This window comes from Acinetobacter sp. ANC 5378 (assembly GCF_013004315.1).
GTDB lineage: Bacteria > Pseudomonadota > Gammaproteobacteria > Pseudomonadales > Moraxellaceae > Acinetobacter.
This window is the reverse complement of sequence record NZ_JABERK010000072.1, coordinates 79,490-94,584: the sequence shown is the minus strand read 5'-3', so window position 1 is coordinate 94,584 and position 15,095 is coordinate 79,490. Positions and strand designations below refer to the sequence as shown.

Here is a 15,095-nt window from a genome sequence, read left to right as displayed (position 1 = left end):
AAAATGCTGTGCTGCTTTTCGCACAGACATTTTATCTCTAGCCATAATTTCTATGACTTTGTCTTTAAAATCTTTTGAATATCCCATGCTTCTATTGTTCTATATTTTTGAGTATTTGGCTATATTTTCCTTAATCAAAGTCCGTATAAAAAAGCCCGAACGAATTCGGGCTTAATACTGTATAAAACTAAAAAACTTAAGCTTTCATTTCGGCAAAAGTCTCTTTTGCAGCTTGAATGGTGAATGCAATATCTTCATCACTGTGTGCTGCTGAAATAAAGCCAGCTTCAAATGCGGATGGTGCAAGGTTCACACCACGGTCTAACATGCCATGGAAGAATTTACGGAAGGCATCCACATCACATTTCAACATTGAATCGAAACTGGTAATGTCTTCTTGATCTGTGAAGTACAAACCGAACATACCGCCCACTTGTTGAGTCTTGAATGGTATACCCACTTCATCCGCAGCGGCTTGTAAACCGGCAAGCAATTTTTCTAATTGCGCAGTTAATTTTTCATAAAAACCTTCGGCACGTAAATGTTTAAACATTTCAATACCAGCACGCATTGCCAATGGATTACCTGACAATGTGCCTGCCTGATACACCTTACCCAAAGGTGCGATGCATTCCATTACTTCGCGTTTACCACCAAAAGCACCCACAGGTAAGCCTGCACCAATGATCTTACCTAAAGTGGTTAAATCAGGAGTTACGCCATAATGTGCTTGCGCACCGCCAAGGCCGACACGGAAGCCTGTCATGACTTCATCAATAATAAACACAGAACCATGCTCATCACAAACATCACGAATCGCTTGCAGGAAACCATCAATCGGTTTCACCAGGTTCATGTTGCCTGCAACCGGCTCAACAATTACACCCGCAATTTCATGACCAAATTTAGCAAAACATTCTTTTAAAGTCGTGATGTCATTGTATGGAAGCGTGAGCGTATGCTTGGCAAAATCAGCAGGCACGCCCGCAGAAGTCGCTTCACCTTCACCACTGGTCAACATACCTGAACCTGCTTTAACCAAAAGCGAGTCTGAGTGACCGTGGTAACAGCCTTCAAATTTCACAATCTTGTCACGACCCGTGTAGCCACGCGCTAAACGAATGGCGGTCATGGTCGCTTCCGTACCTGAGTTGGTCATACGAACCAGTTCAATTGACGGCATAATTTCACAGATAATGTCCGCCAAAGTCGTTTCATGCACGGTTGGTGCACCAAAGCTTAAACCATCAACAGCAGCCTCTTGAACCGCCTGAATAATGGCTGGATGCGCATGGCCTAAAATCATCGGCCCCCATGAACCTACATAGTCGACATAGCGTTTACCATCGACATCGAACAAATACGCGCCTTTGGCTTTTTCAATAAATACAGGCGTACCACCCACCCCATTAAAAGCACGTACTGGTGAATTCACCCCACCCGGAATATGTTTGCTGGCTTGTTTAAACAATTGTTCTTGCTTTGGAGATAGGCTCATGAATTTACTCAACTCAAAATTAAATCAATCTAAATCTATTTTATTAACGGTTGTCTTGAAAAAGCGCAGACCATTCATCAAGACGTTCAGGAATGGCATGCATTGGACGACCTAATATATCACTAATCACTGCGCAATAATCTGCACCAGATTCAACCACGATCTTTGAATTTTCAACGGTTAAACCACCAATGGCACAAATAGGCACATTCAATTGTGTTTTGGCTTGCTTCAATGTTTCCAAACCAATGTTTCCGGCTTCAGGCTTACTCTCAGTCGCATAAACTGCACCAAATGCCACGTAATTTGCGCCCTCAGCAATCGCCTGTTCAGCCAGCTCAAGTGAGTTATTACAACTACACCCGATTAACACGTTGTTTGGCAAGCGAGCCACAGCCTCAACGATTGAACCATCATCCTGACCCAAATGCACACCTACCCCGTATTTGACCGCCATTTCAAGATCATCGTTAATGACAAAAGGCACACGGTATTCAGCACACATGGCTTTCATATACTCGATTTCGTAAATTTGATCCTGTTTGGCAATTTTTTTACGACGGTATTGCAAGACCGCAATGCCGCCATTGGCCATTGCACCTTCCAACTTCGCCAATAAAAGCTCTAAAGGATCATCATTGGTAATTAAATATAAACCGCGCATAAAAAGCTGCCAAAAATAGAACTGTCTTATTATAAGCCCAACGATACCCAAATTCAGCTCATCTCAAGCAAATACAAATTGATTGTTACCGATAAATTTTCAAAAAACCAAGAAAATGGTAACCGTTCTCATCTTTTTCACCATTAAGTAAGAAAATACCTATTTTCAGTGATAGATCATGTGTGAATTAAACGATTTAATCAGTCTACAGAACAACAATAAACAACAACTGCGATATAAGAATAAAACTTGGAACTACAATCTGACTTTCTAATTCTTTGTTATAAAACGCGATTGGGGAAGCGAACGAAGGATTAGAGAGTCACTCTCTTTTTCAATTCACGATCAAATTCAACTTAAATCAATCAATAAAAAAAGCCCAGAGAAAGGTCGCTCTAGGCTTGGAAAACTTTAAGATTACATTGTTTATTCAATCTTAAAAATGAATTAAATAAACATAAAACTATTAATAGGATATTCACCCTATTTTTGCAAGCCTGAGTTATTAAAAATTCTGTATTATTTTATCTTAAAGTAAAATTTGGCTTTTGATACAGCTACTGTTGTCCACAAAAATGCATCCTTCATTAACTTGGAATTTTATCCAGTGAACGATCATTTAAACTCAGATTTCCACGTAACACGTCAGATAACATACGCCAGTCCGAAATAAAGCTATACAGGGGTTGTTTAAAACTGGCTGGCTTATTTTTCTCAAACATAAAATGCCCTACCCACGCACAAGCATAGCCAGACAGTAAACCATAAGCTAAATATTTTGCTTTTCTTTGGCGAATGGCCTGAGTAAAGAAATACACACCGATACTACTGCCAAACACATGCAAACGGCGACTGGTGATATTGCGGTGCTCGGTCAAATAAAAACGATAAAATTCATGATAGTTTTGAATCGGAAGCTGAAATTCTGGTTCCGGATTGTGTTCGAATTTTAGCTTGATAAGTCCATTCATTGTCATCATCCCGATTATTTTCACTTACGTTAGCGTATATTTTGTACAAATAAAAGCTGAGTTTGTTCTTACTTTTTTGTTCATTTCAAAAGCAATTACTTAAGAATTGCTTCGTCAAGTCTTACATGAAAAATCATTTTCGTTACAATCGGGGACTTAAAATTAAGAATACAATTCCAGCGCTATAAAAGAATAGATTTCATAACGCATTTGTACCGTAAAAATGACGCGTTTCATTGCTGAAATAGCGTCAAAAAATTAGGATGAAAGATCATGGTCGAAGTTGAATTAAAATTTCAAATTCCTGAAGCAAGACGTAATGCTTTACTGAAAGCGTTAGATCCTAAAAAATCGGAAATTATTCAACTTAAAGCAAAATATTATGACACTGAAGAGCGTCTGCTTTCCCAACATGGTGTTGCCTTACGCCAACGACTGGAAGGTACCCGCTGGATTCAAACCTTAAAAGCTGCGGGAAAAAGCCATTTACACCGCTTTGAGCATAATTATGACCTGGGTGAACTTGAACAGGCGCCACAGCTGGATTTAAGTATTTATGCCAATGATGCTGAAGCGCAGCAAATCTTAAACGGCGCTTTGGGTGACTCACAAGAGCAACTTAAATTACAGTTTGAGACAGATATTCAGCGCACCTTTCGCATGATTCAGTTCGAAGAAACCGACATTGAAGTGAGTCTAGATGTTGGTGAAGTACGAACCGAAACTGCGCAGCATGAAGTGCATGAAGTAGAATTTGAATTAAAGTCCGGCTCGGTACAATCACTGTTGGCATTCAGCTTTGAATGGGTTAAAAAATACCAACTTTGGCTCGATGTGCGTAGTAAAGCTGAAATGGGTAATCTTTTAGCGATACAGCAACAAGTCAGTCCGGCAAAATCTGCCAACGAATTTATTTTAAGCAAAAAAGATCCAGCCAATAAAAATTTACGCTTGCTGATTGCCCAACAATTACAGCATTTGTTGCCAAACATTGCCGCTATTTCAGCAGGGGTTTGTGAAAAAGAACATATTCATCAAGCGCAAATTGCCCTAGATCATTTGAATTTGACGCTATCGTTATTTAAAGATTGGAATGAGGCTGTTTCAGATAAATGGGCTATGCAAATTGGTGCATTTAAACAGCAGTTTGATCATTTACAGCATTTAGAACATATGCAGACGACTTTGGGTGCATTTTTACAAAACCCAAATACCGCATCGAATCTGACCAAAGATATTTTATATGCCAAAGAAAAGTTGTCTAATCTGGTTCGCTCAACTCAAAACGTACATCACTATTTAGAATTGTTGATGTTTAGTTTGGACCACGAAGAAAAAACTCAACCTCACGACTTAAGATGGTTTGCGCAAAATACCTTGCAAAATCAATATAAGCAATTACAGGATAGTTTAAACAGTGCCGACATTGCTGACTTTGAGAGCCTGGATAAATTAGCCACCAAGATTCATGAATTAAAGTTTAGCTTCCCGATTCTAACCTCTATTTATGATGTCAAAAATTTGCAGAAATACAGCAAAGCTTTGAATGATGCGCAACTCGCTGCAAGTGAATATCAAATTTTGGCATCCTCTGCGGATTATATTCAGCAAACCGAACTTGAAGCCAGTGACTGGTTCGTTTTGGGCTGGTTGACGGCGAAACAGGAAGTGTATGCACAGAATTTACTTGAAGCGACAGAACAATTTTTAGTAAGTCGTAAGTTTATCAAATAATAAATAAAACAGTTAAATCAAAGCGTATTGCACGATATTTTAATGCAGCTCATTATTTATCGAGTGTACGCTTTATCTCTTTACAAGCGCACACTGCTCTTTTTATATAACTGGCCTACAATTACTGTCATAACAACAGAAATGATAAAGTTTCAGGAGTTTTGACATGCTAGAAGTAGAATTAAAATTTCAGGTTCCGCTGTCGCAACAAAAACAAATCTATCAATTATTTTTGTCAAAGAACGTTCGCCCGATTTCTTTATATGCACAATACTATGACACCCCTGAACGGCACCTAGCCGAGCAAAAAATCTCATTGCGTCAGCGCCTTGAAGACACGCACTGGATCCAAACTTTAAAAGCTCCGAGCTGTCATCATCTAGAACGTTTTGAATTGGAAATAGATTTAGGTGAATTAGACCATCCTGATTTAGATCTTGAAGCTTATAAATCCAATCCTCAGGCAAAAAAATTGCTGCAACAGGTATTAGGCAAACAAGCCAAAAATTTAATCAAGCAATTTGAAACAGATGTAGAACGTCTGGTGTATGTGGTTCATTATAATCGTGCCGAAATTGAAGTCAGTCTAGATCGCGGTGAGATCCGTCATGACAATCAGACACAAGCAATTTACGAGATTGAATTTGAGCTAAAACAAGGATCTGTCCAAGACCTGATCAAATTTGTTCAGCCTTGGGTCAAACAATATCATTTATGGCTAGACGTACGCAGCAAAGCTCAACGCGGAGATTTACTGGCACAAAATTTAGAGATTTTTCCCGCTCAATTTGCAACGCCCCTACAACTGAATCAACAGGATTCAACAGATAGCGCATTAAAACAGATCGTCAACAATGCCTTGCAACATCTGTTGCCGAATGCAACAGCGATTGCGGCTGAACAGTATAATAGCGAGCATGTTCATCAAACTCGCGTTGCGATTCGTCGTTTAAGAAGTGCCTTACGTATTTTCGATGACTGGTCAAATGATGTCGATCCTGATTGGCAAGAGCAACTCACGACCCTGTTTCGTCAACTCGGTTCAACCCGAGACCGCGATGCTTTAAGCGAAGGACTTTTACCTCAATTACAACAGGTAGGTGCGCCTTTTGTGCAACTTCCGGATGCCCCTGAAGAAAACAGCATCCCTATTGATGAGTCTTTACGTTCTTTAGAATCGGTCAACTTAATCTTGGCTTTACTGCAATTCATACATCAGCCTTGCGCAAACAAGAAAAAGACTCCATTAAAAAAAGATATCGCAAAAAAACTTCAGAAATTACATCAACAAATTTGCAAAGATGCCGATCAATTTCTGGATCTGGATACTCCCTCACAGCATCGCACGCGTAAACGGGTCAAACGCTTACGTTATTGCATCGAGTTTATTGCTTCGCTCTATCCTGGCAAAGAGGTAAAGAATTACTTGAAAGGTTTAAAACCTGCTCAAGAAAGCTTGGGGCAATTTAATGATTTAAATGTGGCTGAAGTCATGTTTCAAGACTTGGTTAAACGCAAACAAAAAGTGTGGTTTATATTGGGCTGGATTGCGAATGAAAAGAAATACATTCTGCAACAAGCTCAAGAGCATTTAGACACTTATGCTAAAACCGACACTTTCTGGTAACACAGGAAATTTAAATTTTCGATATCACACTTGCTTAGCGATATTTGCCAAAAATTTTCCAGGTAGCATTATCAGCCAGTGGATCACTATAACTGTCATTGCGCTGTTTGCGAGGCTTATCTCGGGCATCGACCAATTCAAAATGCGACTCGGTGCTTAACACAATGCCATTCACATAAAACCGTGTACGCGTATATTCACTTTGTCCATGCTGAAACACATAAGTGCGCAAATCAACAAATTCACGGTGTGCCACCAAGGCCGCGGTATCATCACTGTCTAACCAGAGTCTCATGGCTTGAATTTGTTCAGGTTCAAATTTCCCACATTTCTCAATCAGGCTGGCAATACCGCGAAAGGTTTTCGACTCTTTGGCCCGGGTTTTATTAATCCGGATTCGATCCACATGAAAATAAAATAACGGTAAATTTAAATGACTGGGCAAATGAACCGCATCGAGTATTTCATCTTCCATAAACGGCTGAAACAGATCTTGCGCCCTTTCAATCAAGCCTGTCCATTGTCGGTAATATTCTTCGACTTCTGACTTGGAGCCATAATAAATCGGCAACCCTTCTACATTGGCCAAATTTGCCGGTGGCCAAATATTTTGACGCAATAAGGCGATGTCACTTTTTAGACTTTGTACCGCAATGGCATCTTGCATTGGAGTATCCATTTTTATGCTTAGGCTATTTTTAGATTAATCCAAAGGTTTAGTTTCTGCAAGGCTTTGCCTATAATATGCCATTAGATCGTTTTTGCAGGAAAAGTTCATGGTTCAAAAGATTGAAGCAACAGATGTAACCGAAGAAGAAGCGTTAAATGCTGCTTTTTTTGAACGTGCTGATGAATTTATCAAACAAGCAAATGAATTCTGTCGTGTTGAAAAAGGTTCACAAGTCAAACCCGCTGAAATGCGCGGTCAAGTCAGTGCTGCAATGTTGTTTGGTACGGCCCGCTTTAATACTTGGGTCGCAGCCAATAACTTTAAAGATGGTAATGAAATGCGTGATGCCAAAGATCAAGTCATGTCTTACATCATGCAGCAGTTCCAAATGATGCTTGAAGACAACTATGACGAATATTGCGAACAGTTTGAAAACTATCTTCGCTTCCGTCATAACGAAGAATTTCATGCCAATAAGCATGACCATGATCATAAACACTGATCATATGATTAAAAGCCCGAAAGGGCTTTTTTTACACCGCTACTTTTTGGATAAAAGGTCATTCAAAGCCTGATGAGTTTGCAGTAAGGTTAATAAGAAACCGATGAATTAAGGATAACCCCATGCGACAACTGGATTTTGCAATTATTGATGCGCATATTCACCAATGGGATCCCTATAACACACCCCATGCGGCAGCTTTGGCAGTTAAATTATTGGGTAAGCATCCTTACTTGCTCGATAAATTTGTGCGTCTGTTTAACTCGGATGATCTGATCGAAACCGTTGGCCTAACCCATCACATTACAGCGCCTTATTTACCTGAAAATTATATGCAAGATATTGGGCATTATCAGGTCGAACAAGTGGTACATGTCGAAGCCAGCTGGCATAAAAATAAAGGCAAAGGCGTGATAGGTGAAACAAAATTCATTGAATCTCTGCCCTTTCACCTAGAAACAGTGAAACTGGGCGGTATTGTTGCGACAGCAGATCCACGTGACAGAAATTTTAAGAAAATTCTACAGTTACACCAAAAAGCCTCACCGCGTTTTAAAGGCATTCGTAAAATGGCAGCGGTGCATGAAGATAAAGACATTCATGCCTGGGCGGATGAACCGCATTTATATTTGAATAAAAAGTTTCTTAAAGGCTTTGAAGTCTTGGCACAATCCAATTTAACTTTTGATGCCTGGGTCTATTCAACTCAACTCAGTGATGTGATTGCCTTAGCCAAACAATTCCCGGGAACCTCAATTGTACTGGATCATTTTGGAACACCTGCCGGACTTTTTGGTCAAGTCGGAACCCTGACAGGAATGACAAAAATAGCCCGGGAAAATATTCTCATTCGCTGGCGAGAAGATATGGCTGAATTGGCGACCTGCCCCAATGTTTATACCAAGATGTCAGGTTTGTTGATGCCTGTCTTAGGTCATCAATTCCATAAGCAGGATCGACTGGCCAGCAAACAGGAAATTTATGATTTAGCCATGCCACTGATTAGCCATGTACTCAACTGTTTTGGCACATATCGGGTGATGTTTGCTTCCAACTTCCCGATGGATCGCGTCAGCTCATCCTTGGTGAATATTATTGATGCCTTTAGCGATGCAGTTGTCGCCTATGACCCGAATGCATTAGAACAAGTCTTTCATCACAATGCGAAGCAGTTTTATCGACTTTAATCACCTCTCCCAAGCCCTCGGGAAATTGAAAAAAGAGGATCAAAAATTATGACTTGTTTTGTGCTTTGCCATACTGATCCGCCATAACTTCAACCAGTTGATCTAGCTTGATGTATTTCTTGATCACGGTATCCACATCGGCTTTGGTCAATTTTGCGAGCGCCTGATCACGTTTTTCACGGAACAATAAATCACGATTACGTTCCAACTGTGGCGTTAACATTTGATGAATATTGCGCTCATCTTCCAAAGCCGTAACCCGTTTTTTCAAAATATTGGCTTTTGCTGCCTCCAACTCTTGCTCGGTAACACCTTTGGTCAGTAAGTCATTTAAGACTTTACGTACGGCTTGTGAAACTTGCATCGATTTACCTGCCGTGTAATTGGCTTCAATGGTTAACGCACCTGAATCCACCCAGTCATCCAGTTCAACATCACTGCCAAAACCATAAACCAGTGCATTTTTTTCACGTAATTCTTGCGCTAAACGTGAAGAGAGTTGCGAGTCTCCTAAAATATAGCTAAACACGATTAACGCTGTAGCATCGGCATGATTTGCACCGGCGGGGAAAGTCAAAATAGATTGATAACTGCCGAACTCACGCTGTTCGGATAAAGCATGAATTTTCTGTGCCGGATATACTTGATAATCAGAGCTTAGACGTTGGTATGGCATTTGCGCTTTCCAACCCGAAAATTCCTTTTGTACTAATGCGAACATCGGTTTGGCTTGATAATCACCGGTAATCGCGATTTGTGCATGGTTGCTGACAAAGAAATCCTGATACAACTTCTTCACTTGCTCAACCGTGGCCGCTTTAATTTGTTGCTTGGCAAGATCCGGCTCAAAATGGTAACGCAAATCACCCGGTTGATAGGTCTCTAACAATCGGGTCATGGTGAGTGCAGCTACGGTTTCAGGCTCGGTATAAGGACGATCCAATGCAGATAAACTTTGCGATTTAATCAAATCAAATTGTGATTGTTCAAACTTCGGCTTTTTCAAAACCTGCATCATAAATTTAAAATAATCATCAAACTTTTCTTTTTTCGCCGCAATCTGAATGGTAATACTATTGGCTGATGCAGTTGCCGTGGTGCCACCACCCGCTTCAATGGATTTATCGGCAATATCTTGCAAGTTATATTGATCTGAGCCACGCAATAATAAATACGCCATCAAATCGAGTACTTCACCTTTATTAAACAACGATTTTTCCGTACCAAAATCGACAGAAATGGTGGCATAGGTTTTGTCATCACGTGTCGATATTGGGTACAACGCGTATTTAATTCCATTCTTCAATGTTCCGCGTTGAATTTTCTTTTCGGTATCGACTAAATACTGTTTCGAGGTTTTGACATATTCGGCAACCTCTTGCTTATAGACGCTACTATCTTTTAAAGGTTCTTCTTTGACCTCAGTTTGAGCTAAGGTTTTAGGCTGTTCAGATGCCTGTTTTTGCTGTAATGCTTTTTTCTGATCTTCTGGAGTCGGTTGGATATCCCCTGAAATACGATGCTCGGGGACTAAAAACCGAGTTAAGGTTTGATTGACTTCAGAGAGTCTCAATTTTTTAACATTATCCAAATCAGTAAAATATTGTGACCAATTTCCTTGATAAGAGACGTAATAATCACTTAAACGCCCACCCAAGGCGGCTGCATTACTCTGGATATTGTCTGCCTGATTTTGAATCAGGTTTTTTACCCGATTTAGCTCGGTTTCATTAAATGACTTGTTTTTTTCAACCCCTGAAACCAATTCCGATTGGACTTTTTTCGCATCATGATTTGGGGCATAAACAGCGCCTATGAAAACCAAATTAAAGTCCTGATCCAACCATGTGGTAGATTGAACCCCAGTACTTACCCCTGTTTCGACTACACTTTGGTAAAGATGTCCGCTCGGCTGCATGGTATATAAATACGGTGCTAAGGCGAGTGTAGATTTGATCTTTTCATTCTTGCCATTCAAATAAATATTAAATTTGGCCAGATCACTACCCTTTTGTACTAAAAAGTTTCTGTTCTGAATTTTGGCTGAATCAAGGACTGGAACTTGAGTTTGGGCAGGAACTTGGCGAGCCGCAATTGGACTGAAACTTTTATCAATCTGTTTTAACACTTCTGCTTTATCAAATTTACCAGAAATCACCATCACCGCATTATTCGGCGCATACCATGTACGGTAAAATTTATTCAACTCATCCATTTTAATGGACTGTAATTCGTTTAAGTCGCCAATCGGTAAACGCCCCAGATACCGATTGCCATAAGCCGACTTCCACATTTGATCCATCATGACGGAAAAAGGTTGATCCATCCGAACTTCACGTTCACGTTTCACAATCGAAATTTCAGAAGGGACAAACTTTTCTTGCAGCACCAGTTTATCCATTCGCTCCGCTTCAAGGTCAATCACTTGATTAATTGCATTCTGTTCCGGACGAATAATATTGGTGTATTTGGTCGAGTAATAATCGGTGCTAGCATTGGTCATTAAGGTGTATTGATCCAGACGGCGCTGGAACTCTTCACCTTTGATATTTTGCGTTCCTTTAAATGCCAAATGTTCTAATAAATGTGCCAGACCACCTTTTCCCTGAGGATCGTTTAATGAACCGGTGAGATAAACTGTATTCATAAACACTTTATTTTCTTTATCATTTTGCGCAAGCACCACACGCAAACCATTATCTAACTTATATTCCTCAATCTTCTGTTGAGATTTTACTAAAACAGGTTCTGACCAAGCGGTTGCACTAATGCCGACAAATAATAAAGAGATGGTAAGTTGTTTAAACCGCATTAACATAATTATTCCAATTTTATTCAACAATATGAATTTTTATAACCCACGACATCTTAGAAAATGCATTTGATTTTTAATAGTAGTTTTTTGAAAAGAGAGCCGTTTATTGCAACGGCTGTGTAGCAAATTTATTTCCACATTTTATAGATATAACTCTGCCTGCATATACAACTTGGCATAACCTGAAATTTCAATACGTTCATTTTCAAGTAAAACACAATGCAATTCCCCGCCACGTTTAGATGCCTGATAAGCCAGAATTTCACTTTTACCCAGCTTTTCAGCCCACAGGGGCGCAATGGCGGTATGAATTGAACCGGTCACTGGATCTTCATCAATACCATTGGCCGGTGCAAAATAACGCGAAACACAATCATATTGCTCAGCTTGCGCAGTTAAGGCCAAATCCACACATGCCCCTTGCGCTGTAATTGCAGTTCGAATTCGCCCCAACTGTTTGAGCAATTCCAAATTTGGAGTTTCATCAATTACATCTTGCGGACCTTCATATTCCACAATATAGGCTTGGCTATTCAAATAAACATTTTTAAATGGCTTGGTTAACGCCTGATTTAAAATTTCAGGATAAGTCTCAACTTTCTCTGCACGACGAATAGGAAAATTCATTTTGATTTTACCATCAGCCTCTTGGCTAACGACGAAGATACCCAGATTTTTCACATGAAATTGAATGACTTTTGTAGATGTAAACTCTTTAAACAGCACAAAACTGCTGGCTAAAGTGGCATGTCCACAGAAGTCTACTTCTGTGGTCGGGGTAAACCAGCGGATCTCATAATTTTCTGCATCAATGATTTTCACAAACGCTGTTTCAGACAAATTGTTTTCCAATGCAAGATTTTGCATCAATGTTTCATCTAACCATTGTTCGGTCACAATCACCGCAGCAGGATTCCCATTAAACAGCTCATTTGTGAACGCATCCACCTGATACATTTTCATCGCAATTTATCCCATTTTATTTGTAGCCATTTTAGCGAGTGAAAAACTTGAATAGAGAAAAAGATTAAAAAAATGATTTCTATAGTTCATTTTTTGACAAAATCCCGATACTCACCGCTTTATTGAAAATTACTCATCCGTATAGATTTGCGATCTTCTACTAGAAAAAAATCGACTTTAACGATAGCTTATTCATATCTCTCTGATTGATTGCCTATCTCATGACTTTTCAAATTCATATGATTGATGTCAAAAATCAATTACAAAACTATATTTGGTTGTTAGAACATACACCGAGTAAGGAAGTGGTCGCTATTGATCCCACCGAAGCGCATTTGGTAGAAGCATATTGTACAGAAAACAATTTAAAGCTGAGTCAGATTTGGCTGACCCATTGGCATAAAGATCACACTGGTGGCGTACCCGAACTTTTAATCAATCGCAATATTGCTGTCTATGGTCCACGTGAAGAATTAAGTAAAGTTCCCTTTATTAGCCATCCCCTGCAACATAAAGCCCATATTACTTTCCATGATTTAGATATTGAGATTATTGCCGTCCCTGGTCATACACTGGGACATATTGTCTATTTTATTGATGCTTTAGATGTTGTTTTTTGCGGCGACACGCTTTTTGCGATGGGCTGTGGACGAGTTTTTGAAGGCACCTATGAGCAAATGTATCATTCGCTTAATCGCTTAGCCGCTTTACCTGCACGAACCAAAGTGTATTGCACACACGAATACACCCTTTCAAATGCAAAATTTGCATTACAGGCAGAACCAGACAATCTAGCGATTCAACAGCGTTTCGAAAAAGTTGAAGCACAACGCATGCTCGGTCAATGTACGTTACCCAGTACAATTGAATTGGAACTCGAAACCAATCCATTTTTAAGAGTTGAAAGCGTTGATGAATTTCAACGCCTACGAGAGTTAAAAGATAATTTTTAATAGGGAGCGAATATAAGGGCTTTATAAAAGCTGATGCGTTTGAGCATAAACATCCAGCTCAATTTGCGTCACCACACGCGTCATTTTCATTTCATCAACACGAACCAATAGCAAGCCACCTAAAGCAGGTTGATAACGTCGAGCACTACCAAAAGGGGTATAAGACACTTTTGATTGTTCCGCGAAGATCAGCCAATCTTCATGTCCTAACATGACAGCAGCAGGGACTAAATCTTGTTGCTGCATATTTTGAATTTGATTCAATACATTTTGTTCAATGGTTTCTGTCGTCATTTCAATCTAATCATCATCTTAATAAGCATTCCACACCCGCCAGAATTCAAAAATCCCCCTGCATAGGTACAATACAGTTTATCTTTTTTTAATATCGGAAGCACTGCGATTTTTTCGACTCATTCTTAGTCGCTTATAAAATGATAATGATTTCTCACTTCAGCTCGGTATTTCTAAACACTCCCCAAAAGACAGTTCAAATATAAAAACATTTAAGCTACATGGAAAATTGTGTATAAATATTTCCATTTCTAAAAACCTTAAATGCTTCAATTAAAATAAATAAGAATCAGATAGATATATGAATATTTATTTCAATAGACGGGTAAATTTTAACTTGAATTTTAGCGATTATTTATTCAATTATTGCTGATAAAAAATACAAATTATTTATTTTATAAAAAACCACACAAAGCTGCCCTTTAAAAAAAAATCTGCATCCCTATTATTAATTTAATACTGCAATGTACCCATATATACAAGGAGTTCACTCGTGAAGAAAGTTGTTAAGGCAAAAAATTTAATTGCATTCCGTATTTGGTTAGAAAAACTAGGCTATTCGGTAAAAACATTAACCGACAATCGCGGATTTACTTTTAGCTTTAAAAAAGAATATGGCTTGGTTACCTGTGATTTGGCTGGTAACTCCCTGGCAATGCAACTCGGTGAAGAATTTGAAGATCACTTAAAAGCTTAAAATATATTTCACTTGTGGATCGAGATAAAAATAACTTATTCAAAATATATTTTTCACAACATTTTTCTAAATAATCTTTAAAGCCCCACTTTGGGGCTTTTTTATTTCGTCATTCACTTTTTTCAGGCAATAAAAAAGCAAGGTATATACCTTGCTTTAATATGATGGTGGGGACGGAGAGACTCGAACTCTCACACCTTGCGGCGCTGGAACCTAAATCCAGTGCGTCTACCAATTTCGCCACGTCCCCATCTGGGTACTAACATAGTGTTAGATTTTTTAAAACTTGGCAGAGGATCAAGGACTCGAACCTTGACGAACGGTTTTGGAGACCGTCATGCTACCATTACACCAATCCTCTACAGCCTTATTACCAAACAAGTTTGATAATAATTGGTGGGGACGGAGAGACTCGAACTCTCACACCTTGCGGCGCTGGAACCTAAATCCAGTGCGTCTACCAATTTCGCCACGTCCCCAATGGCTGTGTATATTATAGAGATCGATTCCTGATGACAAG

General features: G+C 39.3%; 13 protein-coding genes and 3 tRNA genes. 6 read left to right on the top strand and 10 right to left on the bottom strand.

Annotated elements, in window-relative coordinates; all coding sequences use genetic code 11:
* Window positions 1–196 precede the first annotated feature (196 nt).
* From hemL to HLH16_RS14190, 3 genes are all read right to left on the bottom strand, one after another.
* Window positions 197–1,498 carry a glutamate-1-semialdehyde 2,1-aminomutase gene (gene hemL, locus HLH16_RS14200; RefSeq protein WP_171529829.1) on the bottom strand — a complete coding sequence of 434 codons (1,302 nt, stop codon included), beginning with the start codon at window positions 1,496–1,498 and terminating at the stop codon, window positions 197–199.
* A gap of 43 nt (window positions 1,499–1,541) precedes the next feature.
* A complete protein-coding gene (thiE, locus tag HLH16_RS14195) occupies window positions 1,542–2,162 on the bottom strand; it encodes a thiamine phosphate synthase (RefSeq protein ID WP_171529828.1) in 621 nt (206 codons plus the stop codon).
* Between the two features lie 587 nt (window positions 2,163–2,749).
* A complete protein-coding gene (locus tag HLH16_RS14190; protein ID WP_171529827.1) occupies window positions 2,750–3,133 on the bottom strand; it encodes an Mpo1-like protein in 384 nt (127 codons plus the stop codon).
* Window positions 3,134–3,406: 273 nt separating this feature from the next.
* Between HLH16_RS14190 and HLH16_RS14185 the strand changes: the two genes are divergently transcribed.
* On the top strand, window positions 3,407–4,867 hold the full coding sequence (locus HLH16_RS14185) for a CYTH domain-containing protein (protein ID WP_171529826.1): 1,461 nt from the start codon (window positions 3,407–3,409) through the stop codon (window positions 4,865–4,867).
* A gap of 166 nt (window positions 4,868–5,033) precedes the next feature.
* Window positions 5,034–6,494, top strand: a complete 1,461-nt coding sequence (locus HLH16_RS14180) for a CYTH and CHAD domain-containing protein (protein WP_171529825.1) — start codon at window positions 5,034–5,036, stop codon at window positions 6,492–6,494.
* A 34-nt stretch (window positions 6,495–6,528) separates the two neighbouring features.
* Here HLH16_RS14180 and HLH16_RS14175 read toward each other — a convergent pair whose 3' ends face one another.
* Window positions 6,529–7,161, bottom strand: a complete 633-nt coding sequence (locus HLH16_RS14175; RefSeq protein WP_171529824.1) for a hypothetical protein — start codon at window positions 7,159–7,161, stop codon at window positions 6,529–6,531.
* Window positions 7,162–7,270: 109 nt separating this feature from the next.
* On the opposite strand from HLH16_RS14175, the gene HLH16_RS14170 reads away from it, so the two are divergent.
* Both HLH16_RS14170 and HLH16_RS14165 read left to right on the top strand, forming a co-directional pair.
* A complete protein-coding gene (locus tag HLH16_RS14170) occupies window positions 7,271–7,666 on the top strand; it encodes a DUF3144 domain-containing protein (protein ID WP_131319003.1) in 396 nt (131 codons plus the stop codon).
* A 122-nt stretch (window positions 7,667–7,788) separates the two neighbouring features.
* Window positions 7,789–8,853: an amidohydrolase family protein gene (locus HLH16_RS14165; RefSeq protein ID WP_171529823.1), complete on the top strand. Its 1,065-nt coding sequence runs from the start codon at window positions 7,789–7,791 to the stop codon at window positions 8,851–8,853.
* Window positions 8,854–8,899: 46 nt separating this feature from the next.
* On the opposite strand, the gene HLH16_RS14160 is transcribed toward HLH16_RS14165, so the two are convergent.
* Window positions 8,900–11,671, bottom strand: coding sequence for a M16 family metallopeptidase (locus HLH16_RS14160; protein WP_171529822.1), 2,772 nt, complete (start codon window positions 11,669–11,671; stop codon window positions 8,900–8,902).
* Between the two features lie 138 nt (window positions 11,672–11,809).
* On the bottom strand, window positions 11,810–12,631 hold the full coding sequence (locus HLH16_RS14155) for a PhzF family phenazine biosynthesis protein (RefSeq protein WP_171529821.1): 822 nt from the start codon (window positions 12,629–12,631) through the stop codon (window positions 11,810–11,812).
* A gap of 221 nt (window positions 12,632–12,852) precedes the next feature.
* On the opposite strand from HLH16_RS14155, the gene gloB reads away from it, so the two are divergent.
* Window positions 12,853–13,584, top strand: coding sequence for a hydroxyacylglutathione hydrolase (gloB, locus tag HLH16_RS14150; RefSeq protein ID WP_171529820.1), 732 nt, complete (start codon window positions 12,853–12,855; stop codon window positions 13,582–13,584).
* Window positions 13,585–13,605: 21 nt separating this feature from the next.
* Here the strand turns inward: gloB and HLH16_RS14145 are convergent, their stop codons facing one another.
* Window positions 13,606–13,878 (bottom strand): hypothetical protein, encoded by a 273-nt coding sequence (locus HLH16_RS14145; RefSeq protein WP_171529819.1) that lies wholly within the window; start codon window positions 13,876–13,878, stop codon window positions 13,606–13,608.
* Window positions 13,879–14,371: 493 nt separating this feature from the next.
* On the opposite strand from HLH16_RS14145, the gene HLH16_RS14140 reads away from it, so the two are divergent.
* Window positions 14,372–14,575: a hypothetical protein gene (locus tag HLH16_RS14140; protein WP_067723371.1), complete on the top strand. Its 204-nt coding sequence runs from the start codon at window positions 14,372–14,374 to the stop codon at window positions 14,573–14,575.
* A gap of 165 nt (window positions 14,576–14,740) precedes the next feature.
* On the opposite strand, the gene HLH16_RS14135 is transcribed toward HLH16_RS14140, so the two are convergent.
* The 3 genes from HLH16_RS14135 to HLH16_RS14125 all read right to left on the bottom strand — a co-directional run bounded on the left by HLH16_RS14135 (window position 14,741) and on the right by HLH16_RS14125 (window position 15,054).
* Window positions 14,741–14,825 (bottom strand) — tRNA-Leu (locus tag HLH16_RS14135).
* A gap of 37 nt (window positions 14,826–14,862) precedes the next feature.
* Window positions 14,863–14,936: transfer RNA gene (locus HLH16_RS14130), tRNA-Trp, on the bottom strand.
* A 33-nt stretch (window positions 14,937–14,969) separates the two neighbouring features.
* Window positions 14,970–15,054 (bottom strand) — tRNA-Leu (locus tag HLH16_RS14125).
* Window positions 15,055–15,095 lie beyond the last annotated feature (41 nt).

Bases quoted from the DNA above. Each gene is read 5' to 3' on its own strand.
- hemL (WP_171529829.1), bottom strand. From the start codon at position 1,498: ATGAGCCTATCTCCAAAGCAAGAACAATTGTTTAAACAAGCCAGCAAA.
- thiE (WP_171529828.1), bottom strand. From the start codon at position 2,162: ATGCGCGGTTTATATTTAATTACCAATGATGATCCTTTAGAGCTTTTA.
- HLH16_RS14190 (WP_171529827.1), bottom strand. From the start codon at position 3,133: ATGAATGGACTTATCAAGCTAAAATTCGAACACAATCCGGAACCAGAA.
- HLH16_RS14185 (WP_171529826.1), top strand. From the start codon at position 3,407: ATGGTCGAAGTTGAATTAAAATTTCAAATTCCTGAAGCAAGACGTAAT.
- HLH16_RS14180 (WP_171529825.1), top strand. From the start codon at position 5,034: ATGCTAGAAGTAGAATTAAAATTTCAGGTTCCGCTGTCGCAACAAAAA.
- HLH16_RS14175 (WP_171529824.1), bottom strand. From the start codon at position 7,161: ATGCAAGATGCCATTGCGGTACAAAGTCTAAAAAGTGACATCGCCTTA.
- HLH16_RS14170 (WP_131319003.1), top strand. From the start codon at position 7,271: ATGGTTCAAAAGATTGAAGCAACAGATGTAACCGAAGAAGAAGCGTTA.
- HLH16_RS14165 (WP_171529823.1), top strand. From the start codon at position 7,789: ATGCGACAACTGGATTTTGCAATTATTGATGCGCATATTCACCAATGG.
- HLH16_RS14160 (WP_171529822.1), bottom strand. From the start codon at position 11,671: ATGTTAATGCGGTTTAAACAACTTACCATCTCTTTATTATTTGTCGGC.
- HLH16_RS14155 (WP_171529821.1), bottom strand. From the start codon at position 12,631: ATGAAAATGTATCAGGTGGATGCGTTCACAAATGAGCTGTTTAATGGG.
- gloB (WP_171529820.1), top strand. From the start codon at position 12,853: ATGACTTTTCAAATTCATATGATTGATGTCAAAAATCAATTACAAAAC.
- HLH16_RS14145 (WP_171529819.1), bottom strand. From the start codon at position 13,878: ATGACGACAGAAACCATTGAACAAAATGTATTGAATCAAATTCAAAAT.